General features: G+C 60.3%; 12 protein-coding genes. 3 read left to right on the top strand and 9 right to left on the bottom strand.

Features of this window, described 5'->3' with window-relative positions; genetic code table 11:
- Position 1: 1 nt before the first annotated feature.
- The 9 genes from ACWTU8_RS18865 to ACWTU8_RS18825 form a co-directional block, all read right to left on the bottom strand.
- Positions 2-1189, bottom strand: a complete 1188-nt coding sequence (locus tag ACWTU8_RS18865; protein WP_455849363.1) for an amino acid ABC transporter permease — start codon at positions 1187-1189, stop codon at positions 2-4.
- Positions 1190-1262: 73 nt separating this feature from the next.
- A complete protein-coding gene (locus ACWTU8_RS18860) occupies positions 1263-2276 on the bottom strand; it encodes an amino acid ABC transporter substrate-binding protein (protein WP_455849362.1) in 1014 nt (337 codons plus the stop codon).
- A gap of 135 nt (positions 2277-2411) precedes the next feature.
- Complete coding sequence (locus ACWTU8_RS18855) at positions 2412-3380, bottom strand: LysR family transcriptional regulator (protein WP_455849361.1); 969 nt, start codon at positions 3378-3380, stop codon at positions 2412-2414.
- Between the two features lie 348 nt (positions 3381-3728).
- Positions 3729-5036, bottom strand: coding sequence for an ABC transporter substrate-binding protein (locus ACWTU8_RS18850; RefSeq protein WP_455849360.1), 1308 nt, complete (start codon positions 5034-5036; stop codon positions 3729-3731).
- A gap of 25 nt (positions 5037-5061) precedes the next feature.
- Positions 5062-8478, bottom strand: coding sequence for an AAA family ATPase (locus ACWTU8_RS18845; RefSeq protein WP_455849359.1), 3417 nt, complete (start codon positions 8476-8478; stop codon positions 5062-5064).
- Between the two features lie 297 nt (positions 8479-8775).
- On the bottom strand, positions 8776-9975 hold the full coding sequence (locus tag ACWTU8_RS18840; RefSeq protein ID WP_455849358.1) for a mandelate racemase/muconate lactonizing enzyme family protein: 1200 nt from the start codon (positions 9973-9975) through the stop codon (positions 8776-8778).
- Between the two features lie 16 nt (positions 9976-9991).
- Positions 9992-11353 (bottom strand): mandelate racemase/muconate lactonizing enzyme family protein, encoded by a 1362-nt coding sequence (locus ACWTU8_RS18835; protein WP_455849357.1) that lies wholly within the window; start codon positions 11351-11353, stop codon positions 9992-9994.
- Positions 11354-11416: 63 nt separating this feature from the next.
- The gene (locus tag ACWTU8_RS18830; RefSeq protein WP_287091694.1) at positions 11417-12583 is read right to left on the bottom strand and encodes a mandelate racemase/muconate lactonizing enzyme family protein; all 1167 of its coding nucleotides are present in this window, start codon (positions 12581-12583) and stop codon (positions 11417-11419) included.
- Between the two features lie 58 nt (positions 12584-12641).
- Complete coding sequence (locus tag ACWTU8_RS18825; RefSeq protein ID WP_455849356.1) at positions 12642-13352, bottom strand: GntR family transcriptional regulator; 711 nt, start codon at positions 13350-13352, stop codon at positions 12642-12644.
- A 211-nt stretch (positions 13353-13563) separates the two neighbouring features.
- Between ACWTU8_RS18825 and ACWTU8_RS18820 the strand changes: the two genes are divergently transcribed.
- The 3 genes from ACWTU8_RS18820 to ACWTU8_RS18810 all read left to right on the top strand — a co-directional run bounded on the left by ACWTU8_RS18820 (position 13564) and on the right by ACWTU8_RS18810 (position 16955).
- A complete protein-coding gene (locus tag ACWTU8_RS18820) occupies positions 13564-15042 on the top strand; it encodes an ABC transporter substrate-binding protein (RefSeq protein WP_095491407.1) in 1479 nt (492 codons plus the stop codon).
- A gap of 66 nt (positions 15043-15108) precedes the next feature.
- A complete protein-coding gene (locus tag ACWTU8_RS18815; RefSeq protein WP_455849355.1) occupies positions 15109-16068 on the top strand; it encodes a carbohydrate ABC transporter permease in 960 nt (319 codons plus the stop codon).
- Positions 16065-16955, top strand: coding sequence for a carbohydrate ABC transporter permease (locus ACWTU8_RS18810; RefSeq protein WP_455849354.1), 891 nt, complete (start codon positions 16065-16067; stop codon positions 16953-16955). The genes ACWTU8_RS18815 and ACWTU8_RS18810 overlap by 4 nt, the downstream gene beginning before the upstream one ends.
- Positions 16956-16959 lie beyond the last annotated feature (4 nt).

The following is a 16959-nucleotide window of genomic DNA, read 5'->3' as shown; positions in this document are numbered from 1 at the left end:
ATCACCTCTCGACGATCGCAGAATGTTGGTTGAAGGCATTCATGGCCATCGACGTGACAATGGAAATTGCGAGATAGACGGACAGCGTGATCGCCATCACTTGGACCGCCGCCCCGGTCTGGTTGAGCACCGTCCCTGCAAAGATTTGAACGAGGTCGGGATATCCGATGAACACCGCGAGCGACGAGTTCTTGGTCAAATTGAGGTACTGGCTTGTTAGAGGCGGTATGATGATACGGAGTGCCTGCGGAACGATGACCAGGCGAAGTGTCTTGCCCGGCGCAAGCCCGAGCGCATACGCAGCCTCGGTCTGGCCTTTTGGCACTGCCTGGATTCCACTTCGGACAATCTCGGCGATGTAAGATCCGGTATAGACCGACAGACCGATCAGAAGAGCGGCGAACTCTGGATAGAGCTGGTGCCCACCTTGAAAATTGAAACCACGCAGGTGCGGCGTTATGAACGACACCGGCTCGCCGGCCGCCAGAAACATGACCAGCGGAAACCCTGCTAGCGCCGCGAGGCTGACCAAAAAAACCGGCAGTTGCTTGCCAGTACCTCTCTGGACACGCTTCGCATAGAACCAGAATGCAATAGAGCAGAAAACAGCCGCCGCGAATGCCAGGCCCACCAGCCCCGCCCCCGGATGCAACTGGATCTCCGGAATGATGAGACCGCGATTGTTGAGGTAAATGCCGCCGGGGATTGCGATCGACGATTTCGGTGGGGGCAACGGCTTGAGGACGGCGTTGTACCAGAAGAGCAACTGCAGCAATAACGGGACGTTGCGTACAACCTCGACATACGAGGTTGCGACCTTCGAGACGATCCAGTTCTGTGATAGGCGGGCAATCCCGACGACAAAGCCAAGCAAGGTCGCCAACAGGATTGCGAGAAAGCTCACGTAAAGGGTGTTGACCACGCCCACCCAGAAGGCCTGACCGTAGGTGGAAAGCGTATCGTACGGTATCAGCGTCTGATTGATGTCAAAGCCAGCAGACTCGTTCCAAAAATCGAATGAGAGCGGAATCCCCCGCGCCCGCATATTCGATGCGGTCTGGATGCCAATGCCTAAGGCCAAGGCCAACAAGCTACCAGCGAGCAAGACCTGGTAAAAAATGCCTCGCACTTTTTTATCGTGCAAAGATAGGCTCCTACGCGACTGCGCGGGCAGCGACAAATCGGACATGGCCCTGTTCCTAGTGGGATGAGCGCAACGGCGCTCGCGATCAGTGCGCCAGCGCCATGCGACCATGCTGCATCTAGCGAATTGGCGGAGCGTACTGAATGCCGCCTTTGTTCCAGAGCGCATTCATGCCACGCTCCATTTTCAGCGGCGAGTCCTTGCCGACATTCCGATCAAACACTTCCCCGTAGTTGCCGACCTGCTTGATCACCTCAACCGGCCAGTTGTCGCCGAGCCCGATGTCTTTTCCGATGCCGCCTTCCACTCCAAGCAGACGACGGATGTTAGGATTGTCCGAGGATTTCATTGCATCGATATTCTTCGAGGTAACCCCCAATTCTTCCGCCGCAACCATGACGTAGAGTGTCCACTTCGCCACATTGAACCACTGATCGTCACCCTGCCGAACCGCCGGGCCAAGCGGCTCCTTAGAGATCAACTCGGGAAGCACGACGCTGTCGCCCGGCTTCGCCATGCGCAATCGCGACGCGTTCAAGGTGGAAGTGTCCGCGGACAAGACGTCGCAACGTCCCTCCTCATATGCCTTCACGACAGCTTCCTCGTCGGCGAAACCAACGGTGGTGTATTTGATCGATTGCGAGCGAAAATAATCGGCAAGGTTCAACTCGGTTGTAGTGCCTTGGGTGACGCAAATCGAGGCACCATCGAGTCCCTTCGCTGACGTCACGTTGTCCGCCTGGCGCACCATAAACCCCTGGCCGTCATAGAAGTATGTGCCAGCAAACAGTATGCCCAGTGACGTGTCGCGGGACGATGTCCAGGTTGCGTTGTGCGCCAGGATGTCGATCTCTCCCGACTGCAAGGCGGTAAAGCGATCTTTTGGCGTCAACGGGATGAACTTGACTTTTTGCGCGTCGCCAAGCACGGCGGCCGCCACAGCGCGGCAATAATCGACCACAAATCCGGTCCATTTGCCTTCATTGTCTGGAAGGCTGAAGCCAGCGGTGGCTGAATTTGTGCCACACGTTAGCATTCCATTTTTCTTGACATTGTCGATGGTCGCGGACCACGCCGAGGAAGCAGTACACGCCATGGCAACGGCAATCAAACCCTTAAGAATTGATCTCATTTCGGCATTCCCCTGTTTTTGTTGTCCTCAAATGTGCTCCTAAGCTGAACTATTCGTCAAATTGAATGTTCTCATTAGTAAAATGAATCCCATTCATGATCCGTTGTGCGCCATGGGCGACAACGCATTCACCAGCTAGTCTTCGGCTGATCCGGCATTCCGATGGTCGAAGATGGGTCTTTGGCGCTTCTTGGCCTGCGACTCGTCGTAAATGCCGACGATTACTTCCCGGAGCCACTTGGTACCCGGGTCATTCGCCATCTGACGATGAACAATGAGCCACGCATTGACATTCGATATGGGAAGGGGCGGCGGGACCAGGCTCACCTCACTTCTCTCATCCAGCATTTGTAGAATGGCATCGCCGCAATGGGTAATCAGTTCAGTGCCACGCAAAGCCCAAGGAAGCACTAGATAGTTCGAGATGGTAGCAACGACGTTGCGCCGTAGACCAAGCTGGTTGAGGGCGGCGTCCGCGAGCCCTTCTGCTAGACCATCTGCAGAAATCTGAAGGTGAGAACTGGCCAAATAAGTTTCCAGCGTCATGGCGTTCCTGGCGATCTTGCTTCCACTCCACACCGCGCAAAATAGCCGATCCTGGCCAAGTTCGACCTTCAAGAGATTCGGATCGTCGCGTATAGCCGCTCCTGTCAGTGCACAGTCAACTTGCCTCAAATAGACCGATGAACCGATTTCCGGCCCATTTGCGGGAATGACATTCAGCGTGGCACCGGGTGCTTGCCTCGAAAACTCTCGAATGAGCCCAGGGATGAAAATCATGGCGTGATAATCAGTAAGTCCAACGCGGAAGTTGCGTCGCGTCGTTGCTGGATTGAACACCTGATGCCGGTCGATCGAGGCGCGAATCGTTGCCAGGGCAGCAGAAATATCTGACAGCAACTCCACTGCCCGAGCCGTTGGCCGCATCTCTCCCCCGTCTCTCGTGAACAATTCGTCCTGCAAAAGATATCGAAGCTTTGATAAGGAGTGGCTTACGGCCGATTGTGTTCTGCCTAATTCGACAGCTGCGCGCGTTACGCTTCTTTCACGCATCATTACATCGAAAACTCGCAACAGATTAAGGTCGATATCGTCATAGTTCATAGAGCTGCCCCTCATTTACTGCCCGGACAACGAAGCGCTAGCTCCCACGGCATCCAGCCAAGCGGATACGCCACGGTGACAGATGGCGCGCGGAGAGTGAAGATAGCTGACCCGATCTCCGGAACTAACACCAAGTCCGCAATGCGCCGCATGTCGGACGTAGAGATCAGCCTTGCTACTTCCTGAAAGTAGATATGGCGGGCGACCACGCTGGAGGTCGTCGTCGCGCCAGAAGCCGAAGTTATGCGGCCGTCTCGAGAAGGTCCGCTCTGCTTCGCAAAGCAGGCGTTCGGCATCTCTACGATGTTCGGTGTGAAACGCGATGCGTCCCATCCATAACCACACTGACTACTGGCGCCCGTGCTTCTTGAAAGTCGCGTTCCAGTCCGCGGCGAGGGCATCAAGCGTCTCCCTGGCCGTGCCTTGGTCGCCCGTCACGTACGGATAGACTCGCTGGTTAAACTGCTGCAGTAATTCGGCGTACTCCGGGACCGCCCAGAAGTCCTTCACCTTGAACATGGTCTCATAGAAGGCCCTGTTGTACGGCGTGGCGTTCTGAAATGCATCCGACTTCAGCACAGCCGCACTGCAGGTGTAGCCGCCGAGCTCCGCCCACCTCTTCTGGGTTTCATCCTTGATGAACCACTCGAGGAATTTGAGGGCTTCGTCTTGCTTTTGCGAATAAGAGATGATCGAGATGCCCTGCCCCCCGAGGGGGGCGAACTGATCGCCTTGCGGTCCGGCCGGGTTGGCGAAGAAGCCGGTGTTGGTGGCATTCCGATTGCTAGCCTCGTTGGTAAGCGATGGGAAGAACGCGAAATAGTTCATGCTCATCGCGGTCAGGCTTTCGGTGATCGCCAGATTCTCCTCTCCGAAATTGGCGTTGGCCCAGCCCGGAGGCGTGAATTTGTACAGCTCCCGATAGAATTCGAGCGCGGCCACGGCCCTGTCGGAATTGATAAAACCGTCGACCTCGTAGGTTGCATAGTCGCCAAGCTCGCCGCCATACGAGAAAAGCACGCTTTCGAAGCCCCCGATCAACCCATCGTATGAGTTGTCGGTGTAAATCGCGATGCCATATCTCTTCTTGTCAGGCCGGTAGAAGAACTCAGCGATGTCGCGCATCTCTTTGAACGTGTTCGGCACGGCGAGATCGTAGCCGTACTTCGCTCGGAAGTCGGCCATTTCCTTCGGATCCTCGAACCAGTCTTTGCGATAGGCCCAACCGATAGCGTCGCCCTCGAGCGGGACCGCCCAGTATCTGCCGCTGTCGCGAGGATACTCGGAGTAAAACTTCACCGTGGCCGGAGCCATTAACTCGGCGATATCGTGCTTCGCGAAGAAGTCGGAGAGGTCGACATAGTGGCCGCCAGTCGAGCCTGCGCCGAGCCACTGCGAATCGCCAACGACCATATCATACGCATCGCCCCTGGCATTGAATTCGGCGAAGGCTTTGGTCTGAAAGCCAGGCCAAACCGTTGTTTCGACTGTTACCTTGACGCCCGTCTGCCTCTCATATTCGGTAACGAGTTCTTGCAGATAATTGGCAGGATCCCATTCTGCCCAGAAGATCGTGAGCTCGGTGGCAGAAGCCGGTGTGCCGGCCAGCGTTAGCACTACGCCGGCCAGCAGGCCAAAGCACGTTTGTTTGAGCATGGTTGTCCTCCCTGGGTGTTGCTGCCTATGGCTGCGCCGCCGGATGATGTGAAAACTTCTGCAGCAGGCTCTTTGCCTCAACCAGATCGGGAGTGCCGAAACCCTCGTTGAACGCCGCATATGTGGGTGCGAGCAGGTCTCGCGCCTCGCTCTCGTGTCCGCGATCGGACCAAAGTCGGGCAAGCTGAAGCGCGGCCCTCAGTTCGGCCAGTCTCGCACCTTGGTCGCGGGCGGCGGCCAGCGACTGCCGGAACGAGCCTTCGATAGCATCGTCGCCTTGGTCCAGGCGCGATAGGAGCTCTCCTTTGGCGCTCAACAGTTCGGGCAGCTGGTAGCTGGAGCCAGACTTGGCGAGCGTGTCGAACGCTTGCTCCAGCAGCGCAAGCCCTTCGCTTGCCTCGCCCCGCTCGCCGCAAGCGCGGGCGAGCGCGCAAAGGTAGTAAGCCATCCCCATGTCGGCGCCGGTCGCGGCGATCGCCGCGATCCCGTCGCGCATCTGGCGAATGCCCTCGTCCAACTGCCCCAAACCACCGAGCGCCCAGCCGAAGAACACGCGAGCCTGCCCAAGCAGCAGGGGCATGGCGAACTCGGTGCATACGGCGATCGCCTTTTCGGCCCAGAGTCGCCCGTCATGCGGCTCCCGTCGCATGAGATGGACGACGCTGAGCGCCATCTGCGCTTGGGCCAGGCTAACAGGGTGCGAATCGCGCTCGGCGAGGGCGACTGCTTCTCTTGACTGCTGAACCGCCCTATCCGGCTTGCCGCAAATGCAGAGCATCTGTGCGGAGAACGACCGGCAGCAAACGCCTGGATCATGCCCGGTATAGCCCCAGGCTAGGTGGCGATGCTTCTCGTAGTCGTAGATGGCCATACCCTGGCTGGCGTGCACCCCGCTGGTCTTGTAGTTGCCGAGATAAAAGTTGACACCCCAGAGCTGGTGGTGCGCTTCCAGCATGTAGCCGGAATCGCCTGAAGCATGCGCGAGTTCCATGCCGAGCGTGAGGCACTGGTTGGCGAGCGCATTTGCGGCGCGCAGGTGACCCGAAATGGTGCGGCAGGCGCTCTCGCCCCGGACCGCGGCGAACAGCTGTGTCTTATCGCCAAGCCTTTCGGCAAGTTCCCGTGCCTTCGAGAAAGAGTGCAGGACCTCGGGATCGCCCCAACCCTTGGTGGAGATGAGCGCCGAGCCCATTGCCGTCCAGAGTGACAGCTCCTGTCTGAGACGGGCCTCGGAAGCGGGCAAAGTCACAACGAGCTCGAGTCCTTTGCCGAAGTGCGCCGCGGCTTCGCGGTTGGCAGATTTTGTCATCGCCCGCTGCCCGGCTTTCAGCCACCACGACGCGGCCTCAGCCACCAGTCCGGCGATCGTATAGTGCTGCGCCACGGTCTCAGGTTCGGTCTCGGCGACGTCGGCAAACTCAGCTTCCAGCGCGGAGGCAATCTTCGCATGGATCTGCTGGCGCCGGCTTCTCAACAGGCTCTGGTAAGCCGTGTCGCAGACCAGCGCGTGCTTGAATGTGTAGGTCGCCTCCGGCGCCGCGCCGCTGCGGAACAGCAGCTCCGCCTGTTCCAACTGGCTGAGCGCATCGTCGAGCCGGCCTCGGCCGGCGCCACTCACTGCGGCGAGCAGCCGGTGCCGGAAAACGCGGCCGATGCAGGCGGCGATCTGCGCCGTCTCCTTCACCGGTGACAGCCGGTCGAGTCTTGCCATCAGCGAGTCCTGCAATGTCGACGGGATCGCGATCGCCGGCAGCGGCCCGATCGCCAAATAGCGATCGCCCGCCTCGACCAATAGGTCGGAATCGAGCACGGTCTTCGTCAGCTCCTCGACGAACAGCGGCACCCCCTCCGTGTTAGCAAGGATGCGGTCCGCGATGTGGCGCGGCAGCTTCTTGCCGCCCGCCACCCGCTCCATGATCGCCGTGCCATCGCATGGTTCGAGCCGCCCCAGTTGCAGCGTGTCGACACACGACAGCGCCCTCCAGCGCGGCTCGAATTCCGGCCGCGCCGTGACCACCAGCAGGACCGGCAGGTCCGAGAGCCGCTCAACGAGCGCTTCCAGCCATTCGGCCGTCGTGGGGTCGATCCAATGGGCGTCCTCGACGAGTACGAGCACTGGAGCGTTCGTCGCCGACGCCTCGACCAGCCGCGTCAAGGCTGCGAGCGTGCGCGCCCTGAGCGCCGGCGCCGGCAACTTCGGCGGACGATAACGCCCGCTTGCATCGATCGAGAGCAGCGTTGCCAGCAATGGTAGGGCCTCGCCAGCCTCCGCGCCGATCCCGGTAAGCAGCGTCGTGAGCTTGTCGAACCGCGTGTCGGCGTTGTCGTCGCCCACGAAGCCCGCCGCCCTTTCCAAATGCGAGATCAGCGGATGGAGTGCGCTGTTGGTGTAGTGGGCCGAGCAGAAATAGCGCAGTACCGAACGCGGCCCTGCGGCGACCTGCGCGGCAAGTGCGGCCAACAAGCGAGACTTGCCGATGCCAGCCTCGCCGGTGAGTAGGAGAACCTGGCCTTGTCCCGATGTTGCGCGATGCCACCGTTCGGCTAGGAAGGCGAGCTCTTCGTGCCGGCCGACCAAAGGCGTCAGCACGGCGTGCCGGGCTTCGAAGCGGCTCTCGGCCGCCGTCTCGCCGACGATGCGCCAGCACCGTACTGGAGCGGTGAAGCCTTTGAGCTCCCGTTCACCAAGATCGGTCGCTGTGAACAGTCCGGCGACCAACCTTTGCGTAGCCTCCGCGACCACTATAGAATCCGGCTCGGCGACGCCTTGCAGCCGGGCTGCAAGATTGGGCGTGTCGCCGACCACGGCGTCCTCTTGCGCCGCGCCTTCGCCGACCAGGTCACCGACGATCACCAGCCCGGTGGCGATGCCGACACGCGCGGCGAGCGGCACTCCGCCGGGGCCGCCCAGTCGGCCGGTCGCGGCCGCGGCCGCGAGACCCGCGCGCACGGCGCGCTCGGCGTCGTCCTCATGCGCCCGCGGCCAGCCGAAATAGGCGAGCACGCCGTCGCCCATGAGCTTGGCGACCCGTCCCTCGTAGCGCGCGATCTCGCGCGACACGGCCTGCTGGTAGCTGAGGATCACCTCGCGCATGTCCTCAGGATCGAGTCGCTGCGACAGCGCGGTCGAGCCGACGAGGTCGACGAACATGACGGTGAGCTGCCGCCGCTCTGCTCGTGGCGCTGCAACGTCGTCGTCGGTGGCGTCTTGCGCAAACACCTCACGAGTGGACAGGGTCGACCCTGGCTGAGCGGAGGAATTCTCCGCGAGCGCCGAAATGGCGCTGAGCAGCTTGCGCCGATGCCCCACGGACCTAATGCCCAGGGCCGTCAAGTCCTCGGTGGTGAGCTTAGGCAGCAGCTCGAAATCGATGTCATTGTCGCGGAAGGCCGGGGCGTATTCCCCCAGTCCGAGGCTTGCCAGCCATGCCGCGATATCCACGCCCTTCTCCCTAGGCGGTGGAAGTTTGGTCAGCATTATACCGCAAACAGGAGGCTAAGTCGTCCTTGCCGTTATGCCCATAGCAACGTCAGGTGCCAGTGAGAGAGGGCGCGCGTTGAGGAGGGGCAAATGGCAGCTCCGGGTCAGATCACGACGATGCTCGCGCCGACCTGAAGGTCCGCTCTTGAAGATTCGAGACCCGAAGCTGTCAGTCCGCTACCGGCCCGAAACGGTCATTCCGGATGCCAATTTGCGTGAAGAGGTCCACGTGGCGCAGGGTGGAGCAAGAAGGATGGTTCAATTGAAGAAGCCCGCATCCTCTTCCCTGAGATACCTCCTGGCTGCTTCGGCGTCGATATCGAGGCCCAGCCCCGGCGCTTCCAGCAGGTCCACCATGCTGTCCTTCACGACCTGCGACGGCAGGCCGATTACGAGGTCCTCCCACCAGGGGTCGGAGGCGCTCGGGTATTCGAAGGCGATGTAGTTGGCGGGCAAGGTGGCGCAGACATTGATCAACGCGCCGAGACCGAGCAGGCCGTTCGCCGTGCCGTGCGGCGCCATCAGGATCGAGTGCATATGGGCGTGCTCGGCTACCCATTTCAGCTCGGCGATGCCACCTATATCGGCCGGGTCCGGACCGATGATACGGACCGCCTGCGTTTCGATCAGCTCCTTGAAATTATGGCGCAGGTAGATCTGCTCGCCGGTATGGATTGGCGTCGAGCTGGAGGTGGTCAGCTCCCGATAGGCCTGCGGATTGACCCACGGCACATAGTCGCCAGTCAGCATATCCTCGAGCCACATCAAATTGTACTTCTCGACCGCGCGAGCAAACTTAATTGCATCGGGCAGCATCCAGCCGGGGCCGCAGTCGAGCGCCAGGCTGACCTTGTCGCCCAGCACTTCCTTCATCGCGATCACGCAGTCGAGCATGCGATTGAAACCGCGCTCGCTGATCACGCCTTGATCCATGGCACCGTGATAGCCGGCCTTCTTCTGCGTCACGCCGTAATGGAAGCCCTCAATGGTGTCCTTCATGTTGGAATGGAACGAGATTCCTTGCTTGATCATGAAGAAGTTCTGCGGCTGCTCCATCATCCATTTGACGTCAGCGGCGTAATCCTCCGGCCGGTCGCCTGTGCGCTTCTGGCGGATCGAGCCGTTGTAGACGCGCACCTTGTCGCGCACCTTGCCGCCGAGCAGTTTGTAGGCCGGCACGCCTGCGGCCTTGCCGGCAATGTCCCACAGCGCATGCTCGATAGCGCTTACTGCCGCGCCATAGGGCTTGAAAGAGCCGCGTTGGCGGATCTTCAGCATCACGCGCTCGACGTCGGTCGGGTCCTCGCCGATCAGCGCCTCGCGAAAATGCAGGACCCAGGGCTTGAGGTAGGGCTTGGTGTACTCGACCTCGCCCAGGCCATAGAGGCCCTCGTCGGTGACGACACGAACGATGGGATGTTTACCGATGACGGCACAGCGGAGATCGGTGATCTTCATCTTCGGGTCTTTCGCCTCAGCTCCAGGTGCGATCCCAGGAATACTCGTAGTCCCAGTGATCCGTGGCCTGCCAGATGCCGCTGACACCCGGCTGCAGATGCTGCGAAATCACCTCGTCGACGACGTCGTCAATCCCCAGGCCCGGCTTGTCAGGAACAGTGATAAAGCCGTCTTTCACGAGCGGCTTGGCAACGCCGTTGACGATATCGTCCCACCAGTCGACATCGGCAGAGTGGTATTCGAGCGCCATGAAGTTTTCGGTCGCGGTCGCGACATGTGCCGCTGCCATTGCGGCGATTGGACTTTCTGCCATATGGATCGCCATAGCGACGCCGTGGTCCTGCGCCATGTCGCCGATCTTCTTGGTCTCGAGAATGCCCCCGCTGGTGAGCAGGTCTGGGTGGATAACGGATAGGCCGCCGCTCTTGAGCAAAGGTTCGAAGCCCTCCTTGAGGTAGATGTCCTCGCCGGTGCAGATCGGCACCGTGGTGGCGTCCTGCAGTTGTCGGTACTGCTCGGTGTACTGCCATGGGATCACATCCTCGAGCCAGGCTGGCACGTATTTTTCAATCCGCCTGGCGAGGCGAATACCGTTCTGCAGCGAGATGTGGCCGACGTGGTCGATGGCGAGCGGAATATCCATGCCGATAACGTCGCGAACCTCGGCAATGTACTGCTCAAGCAGGTCGAGGCCCTTGTCGGAAAAATGGAGGCCGGTAAACGGGTGGGGGACGTTGTGCAAATCGTAGGCGGCGTTGCGGGCGCGCCGCTCTTCAAGAGTCTTGACCGGGCCGCGGCCGGGCTGGACGCGGTACCCTTCAAGTGAGCCGGCAGGAGACACGACCGCACCGGGTACATCCGCGATCTGCATCAGGCCCAGATCCATCTTGAGGAACGTGAAGCCGAGCGCCATGCGCTGCTTGAGGCGCTTGCCGGTCTCGGTGCCGCTCGGCACGGTAGCGTCGGTATCGCAATAGAGGCGCACCTTGTCCCGAAACCTGCCGCCGAGCATCTGGTAGATGGGCACGCCATAGGCCTTGCCGGCGAGATCCCACAACGCGATTTCGATCGCCGAGACGCCGCCGCCTTGCCGGCCGTGTCCGCCGAACTGTTTGATCCGGCGGAACAGGCGGTCGATGTTGCAGGGGTTCTCGCCAAGCAGCCGGCTCTTCAGCATCAGCGCGTAGGTGGCGCTGGCGCCGTCGCGCACCTCGCCAAGGCCGACGATGCCCTGGTTGGTGTAAATCTTGAGCAGGGTTGAGGTGAACGGCGCGCCGATGATTTCGGCTACCCGCATGTCGGTGATGCGAAGCTGGGATGGCTTAGAGTTCGCGTTCACCCGATTGAGCGCCTCGTCGGCGCCACCCGTCTTTGCCATGACTTATCCTCGTTCTGGTGGATGGGGCTTGTCGCCCGCACGCCGGGCCGGCATAGCGCGTTGCTAGCCCAGCTCAATCTCGTGGGCCTGCAGGTAGTCACGGTCCATCTCAATGCCGAGACCAGGCTTCGACGTCAGCTTGAGGCTGCCGTTCGAATTGTCGAGTGGTCTGTCGATGAGGTGATCGTATTTGCCCAGGTTCCACTCCGACGTTTCGAGCTTGTAGAAGTTAGGAACGGTCATCATCACCTGCGCTCCCGCAACCACGTTGATCGGTCCCGCGGCGTCATGTGGCGAGACCGGGACGTAGTAGGCTTCGCATAGGGCAGAAATCTTCTTGAGTTCGGTAATGCCCCCAGTCCAGGTGACGTCCGGCATGATGTAGTCAGCGAGCCTGTTCTCGAGTACCGGCACGAAATCCCACTTCGTGTGGCCGCGCTCGCCCCACGAGATGGCGGCACTGACCTTTTCACGCACCTGCTTGAGGGCGTTGAGGCTCTCGGGCGGGCAGGGCTCCTCAAACCAATCGATCTGGCCGGCTTCCTCGAGGCTCCGACAGAGGCGAATGGCGGTGGGAACGTCGAAGCGGCCATGCGCATCGATGAGAATGTCTACATCGGGCCCCGCCGTTTCGCGGATCAGGGCCGTGAGCTCGGCGGCTTCGCGCTCGTCCTTGCGGGTCATGCTGCCATCGAGGTAGCCGTCCCGCTGTTCGCGGGGGAGGCCATCGGCGCTGCGGCCCTGGTGGGGGTACGGATCGAACTTGAGCGCGGTGTGTCCGGACTCGACGATGTCTAGAATTTCGCGGACCACAGCCTCCTTGCTGGTGAATTTGGCCTGGTTGGGATGGGTGTAGAGCGCGATTTCATCGCGTACTGGTCCGCCCAGCAGCTCGTAAATCGGCTTACCGAGGACTTTGCCCCGGATATCCCAGAGGGCTATATCGATGGCGCTCACGCATTCGACGGCGGCGCCGCGGCTGCCCATGTAGGTGAAGCTGCGAAAAATCTTGTGCCAGAGATGCTCGATACGCGCTGGATCCTCGCCTGTCACGGCGACACCGATCTGCCGCAGGATCGTGCAGAGAGCGCGGTTGGCGAGCTTTGTAGTGGTGGTGATCTCTCCCCAGCCACTCACCCCCTCGTTGGTCGTCACTTCGACGAACAGGAACTCTCCCCAATAAGAAGCATCGGACTTGATCAGCCATGGCCGAATGCTCGTGATTTTCATCTCAATTCCTTTATCTGAAATGGTCAGGCTAACGATGTTCGAGACTGGACCTTCGTTCCTATCCGGCCCGAGCGGCGTTCCGCGCACGCATCTGTTCGAGAATATGCCGGCCGGAACCCTCGACATGGCGGGAAACGAGTTCGGCCGCCTTGTCGGCTTCTCCCGCTTTTACGTGCGCGATGAGTTCGCGGTGCTCGCGAATGATCGCGGCACGCCGCGCGAGCGTGAAATTGAAACGCCGGCTGACGGCTCGTAGCACTTCGCGATGCTTCCACCAAAGTTCGGCGGCATGGCGGTTATAGTGCCGCTGGTACATCACGGTGTGGAAAGCGGTATCAAGCTCACTGTGCCTGAAGGTGTCGGCGAAGTTGTTCTCTTCAATCAGGCCTTGGAGACGTTCGAGTTCGGCGATGTCCTCGCCGGTGGCCATATTCACAAACCATCGCGTCAGGGCCGGCTCAATCAGAACACCGATTTCATAGATATCCCGGACAAAATCCTGGTCTATGGGTCGGACGCGCGCGCCGCGGTTGGGGAGAAAGGTGACAAAACCCTCCCCGCGCAAGAGTTGCAGGGCCTCGCGCACGGGGTTGGTCGAGGTGCCGTGACGCCGGGCGAGATCGGTAACCACAAGCCGTTCATTGGCGGCGAGCCGTCCCTCAATGATGTCTTCCCTGATGAGTTCATAAAGCGAGGCGCCCTCGCTGGATGCCCCGATTGGATCAGTGCCCACAGGTGGCATCGCTTTGAAATCGCTCATTTCGGCCAAGGCCGGCTCCCCTAATCAATACATACCCTGCCCGATATCACACACGGTTTCCGCAAACAATGTACGATTCAACGCGTTGACAGGCAATCCACGATCTGAAAACGTACAAAATGATCGAAGGGATACATAGAACAGAAAGGCGTCCCGCGGTCGAACGAGCTAGACCGCTTTGCCTCGGCGCAGGGCGGCATGCAGAACAGGGAGGATACCTATGACGAGGATTACACTCGGCAGTGCGGTCCTGCGCGGCACTGTCGCCACTGCTTTGATGGCATCGCTGATGTCCACTTCGGCGCTGGGAGCGCCGCCGGTCGACCTCAGCAAGTGGTCGCCGGAATATGTGCGCTCCATTGCGGGCACACAGGATTTTGACACGGCGGCCGATTGCGCCAAGGTCACCCCCCTCGACTACAAGGGGCGACTGACTTTCTGGTATCAGGGCGTGTTCGAGGGCGACCCCGACCTTTTGCGCCAGTACTACAAAGATTTCTTCGAGACCTTCCGCAAGACCTATCCGAACATCCAGCTCGAGGAACAAGCCCTCACCTATAACGACCTTCTTGACAAGTTCCGCACGGCGCTCCTGGGCAATGCCGCGCCGATGGCGGTCCGCCTGCAAATCCTGGGTGGTACCGAGTTCGCCTCAAAAGGCTATCTGCAGCCGCTCAAACCCGAGGATGTGGGGTATTCCACCGAGGATTTCTGGCCCGGCGCCATGAAGGCCGTGACCTGGGAGGGGGTGACCTACGGCATTCCAACCAACAACGAGACGATGGCGTTCATCTGGAACGCCGACATCTTCAAGCGTGCGGGCCTCGATCCGGACAAGGCTCCGGCAACCTGGGACGACGTCGTCAAGTATTCCAAGCAGATCCACGACAAGCTCGGCATTGCCGGTTACGGCCTCGTGGCTCGCAAGAATGCCGGCAATACGCCGTACCGTTTCATGCCGCAGCTGTGGGCCTATGGCGGCGGCGTCTTCGACGAAGCCACCGCGAACCCGACCTATGAGCAGGTCAAGCTCGATAGCCCGCAGAGCAAGGCCGCGCTGCAAGCCTCGTACGACATGTATGTTCGCGACAAGTCGGTTCCGGTTTCGGCACTCACCAACCAGCAGGCCGATAACCAGCCCCTGTTCCTCGCCGGCCAGCTCGGCATGATGATCTCGCATCCGTCCGACTACGACGTCATGCTCGACCTGCAGAAGAAGGCGACGGGCGCCGACAAGGATAAGGCGCAGACCGTCATCGACAACATGCGCTACGGCCTGATTCCCACTGGCCCCGACGGCAAGCGCGCAGTCGTGTTCGGCGGCTCGAACATTCACATTCTGAAGCCTGAATATGTCGAGGGCGGCAAGGTCGACGAGCCAGCTGCAAAGGCTATCATCTGCATGTGGACAAGCCCTGAATGGTCGCTGAAGATGGCCTACGCCGGCTCGAACCCGGGCAACCTTAACGGCTTCAAGACCAAATGGATGAAGGAACGCCTAGACAACATCAAGTTCCTCGATGTGACGACCTCGATGCTACCATATGGCATCCCGTTCCCAGCGCTGCCGCAGGCCCCCGAGATCATGAACATCATCGTCCCGGACATGCTGCAGAATGCCCTGACCGGCGCGATGACCGTCGACCAGGCAGCGGACGACGCGGCTAAGAAGGTAAGAGACCTGATGGGCGGACTCTAGTCCAAGCCTGACCGGCTGCACCGATAGTGCAGCCGGTTCGTTCAGAAGAAATAAGGGCGCGCCACAGTGACGATCGTGACCGGCAAGGCCGAGGCTCGCCGAAGATTGCAATCCGGTAGGTCCGGCGTGCTACGGAAAATATGGGATCATCGCGCTGACTACGCGTACGTGCTCCCTGCGATCGCCGTGATGCTCATCGTCATCGCCTATCCGATCTATTACACGATCGAGCTGTCGTTCTTTAAGACGCCGCCTGGCCTACAACTTCGCGACAAGACCTTCATAGGCTTCGACAACTACACGGCCATCCTCACCAGTGAGGTGTTCTGGAAAGTCACCTGGAACACTCTGATCTGGACACTGGGATCCACTTTGATCTCCTTTGTCCTGGGGTTTGCCACCGCGCTGGCACTCCACCGCGCCTTTATCGGCCGCGGTGTCCTGCGCGCAATCCTGATCATTCCCTGGGTCATTAGCGCGGTCGCCGCCTCCTATATCTGGAAGTGGATCTATCATTCGGACTTCGGGATCATCGGTGCGGTGCTGGTCGGCCTCGGATTGGCCGACCGACCGCCGAATTTTATCGACAGCGTCAGCACGGTGCTGCCTTCCCTGATCGTCGTCAATATCTGGCGCGAGTTTCCGTTTGCCATGATCATGATGATGGCCGGCCTTCAGACCGTGCCCGAGCAGTTGCTGCGCGCCGCGCAGGTCGACGGCGCCAGCGCCTGGCAGTGCTTCTGGCACGTCACCTTCCCGCACTTGCGCAACGTCTCGACGGTGACGATCCTGCTGCTCGCGGTGGCCAACTTCAATTCCTTCATCATCCCCTGGATCATGACCGGCGGCGGGCCCTCCAACGCATCGCATATCTGGATCACCCACATTTACGAGCTTGCCTTCGGACGACAGCGCTGGGGTGTGGCATCTGCCTATTCGGTGCTCCTGTTCCTCATCCTGATGACGCTCGGCTACTTCTACGTCCGTGCGCTAAGCGGCAACGAGCGGAAAGAGGGGAGCGCATGAGCACGACTGCCAAGACAGCCCCTCCAGGCCTGAGCCGTCGCCGCATGCGCATCGACGGATGGCGGTGGGCCGGGCGCATCTTCCTCGTGTTCATGCTGCTTTACACCGCGGTGCCGATGATCTGGATGCTGATCACCTCGATCAAGTCTGGGTTCGCGGCGATGCAATTCCCGCCGCAATGGTGGCCGGACGAACCTACCCTCGCCAGCTACGAGAAGCTGCTCGATCCCCAGAACAGCGTCGGCCAGGACTTCCTCCGCTTCTTCTGGAACAGCCTTTTCGTGTCGACCGTCACGACAATCCTCTCGGTGATCGTCGCCGTCCCTGCGGCCTACGCGTTTTCGCGCTTCAGTTTCCCGGGCCGGAACTTCCTGTTCTTCGCCGTGCTGCTGCGCAACATGTTCCCGGCTGTGATCTTTCTCGTGCCGCTGTTCATCCTGATGCGCCTGCTCGGGTTGATGAACACGCATGGCTCGCTGATTCTCACCTATCTCACCTTCGGCCTGCCGCTGGCGATCTGGTTGCTCAAGGGCTTTTACGACAACATTCCGGTGCAGCTCGAGCAGGCGGCGCGCATCGATGGGGCAACGCGGTTCCAGGCCTTCATCTTGATTGTGATGCCGCTCTCGACGCCGGGGATCATCGCCACCGCGATCTATTCGTTCATCGGCGCGTGGAACGAGTACATCTACGCCTACACCTTCCTCACCAAGAACGACCAGTTGACACTGCCGGTCGGCATCCAGCGCTTCTTCTCAGAGAATACGACGGACTTTCCGGGCCTGATGGCGGCCAGCTTTATGATGAGCGTGCCCGTCGTGGTGCTGTTCCTCGTCCTGCAACGATACTTCGTACGCGCCCTTACAGAAGGCGCGGTCAAGCACTAGGGAG

Source organism: Mesorhizobium sp. BHbdii, assembly GCF_053848045.1.
The sequence above is the reverse complement of the archived record's forward strand: the minus strand, read 5'-3'. Positions and strand labels throughout refer to the sequence as shown.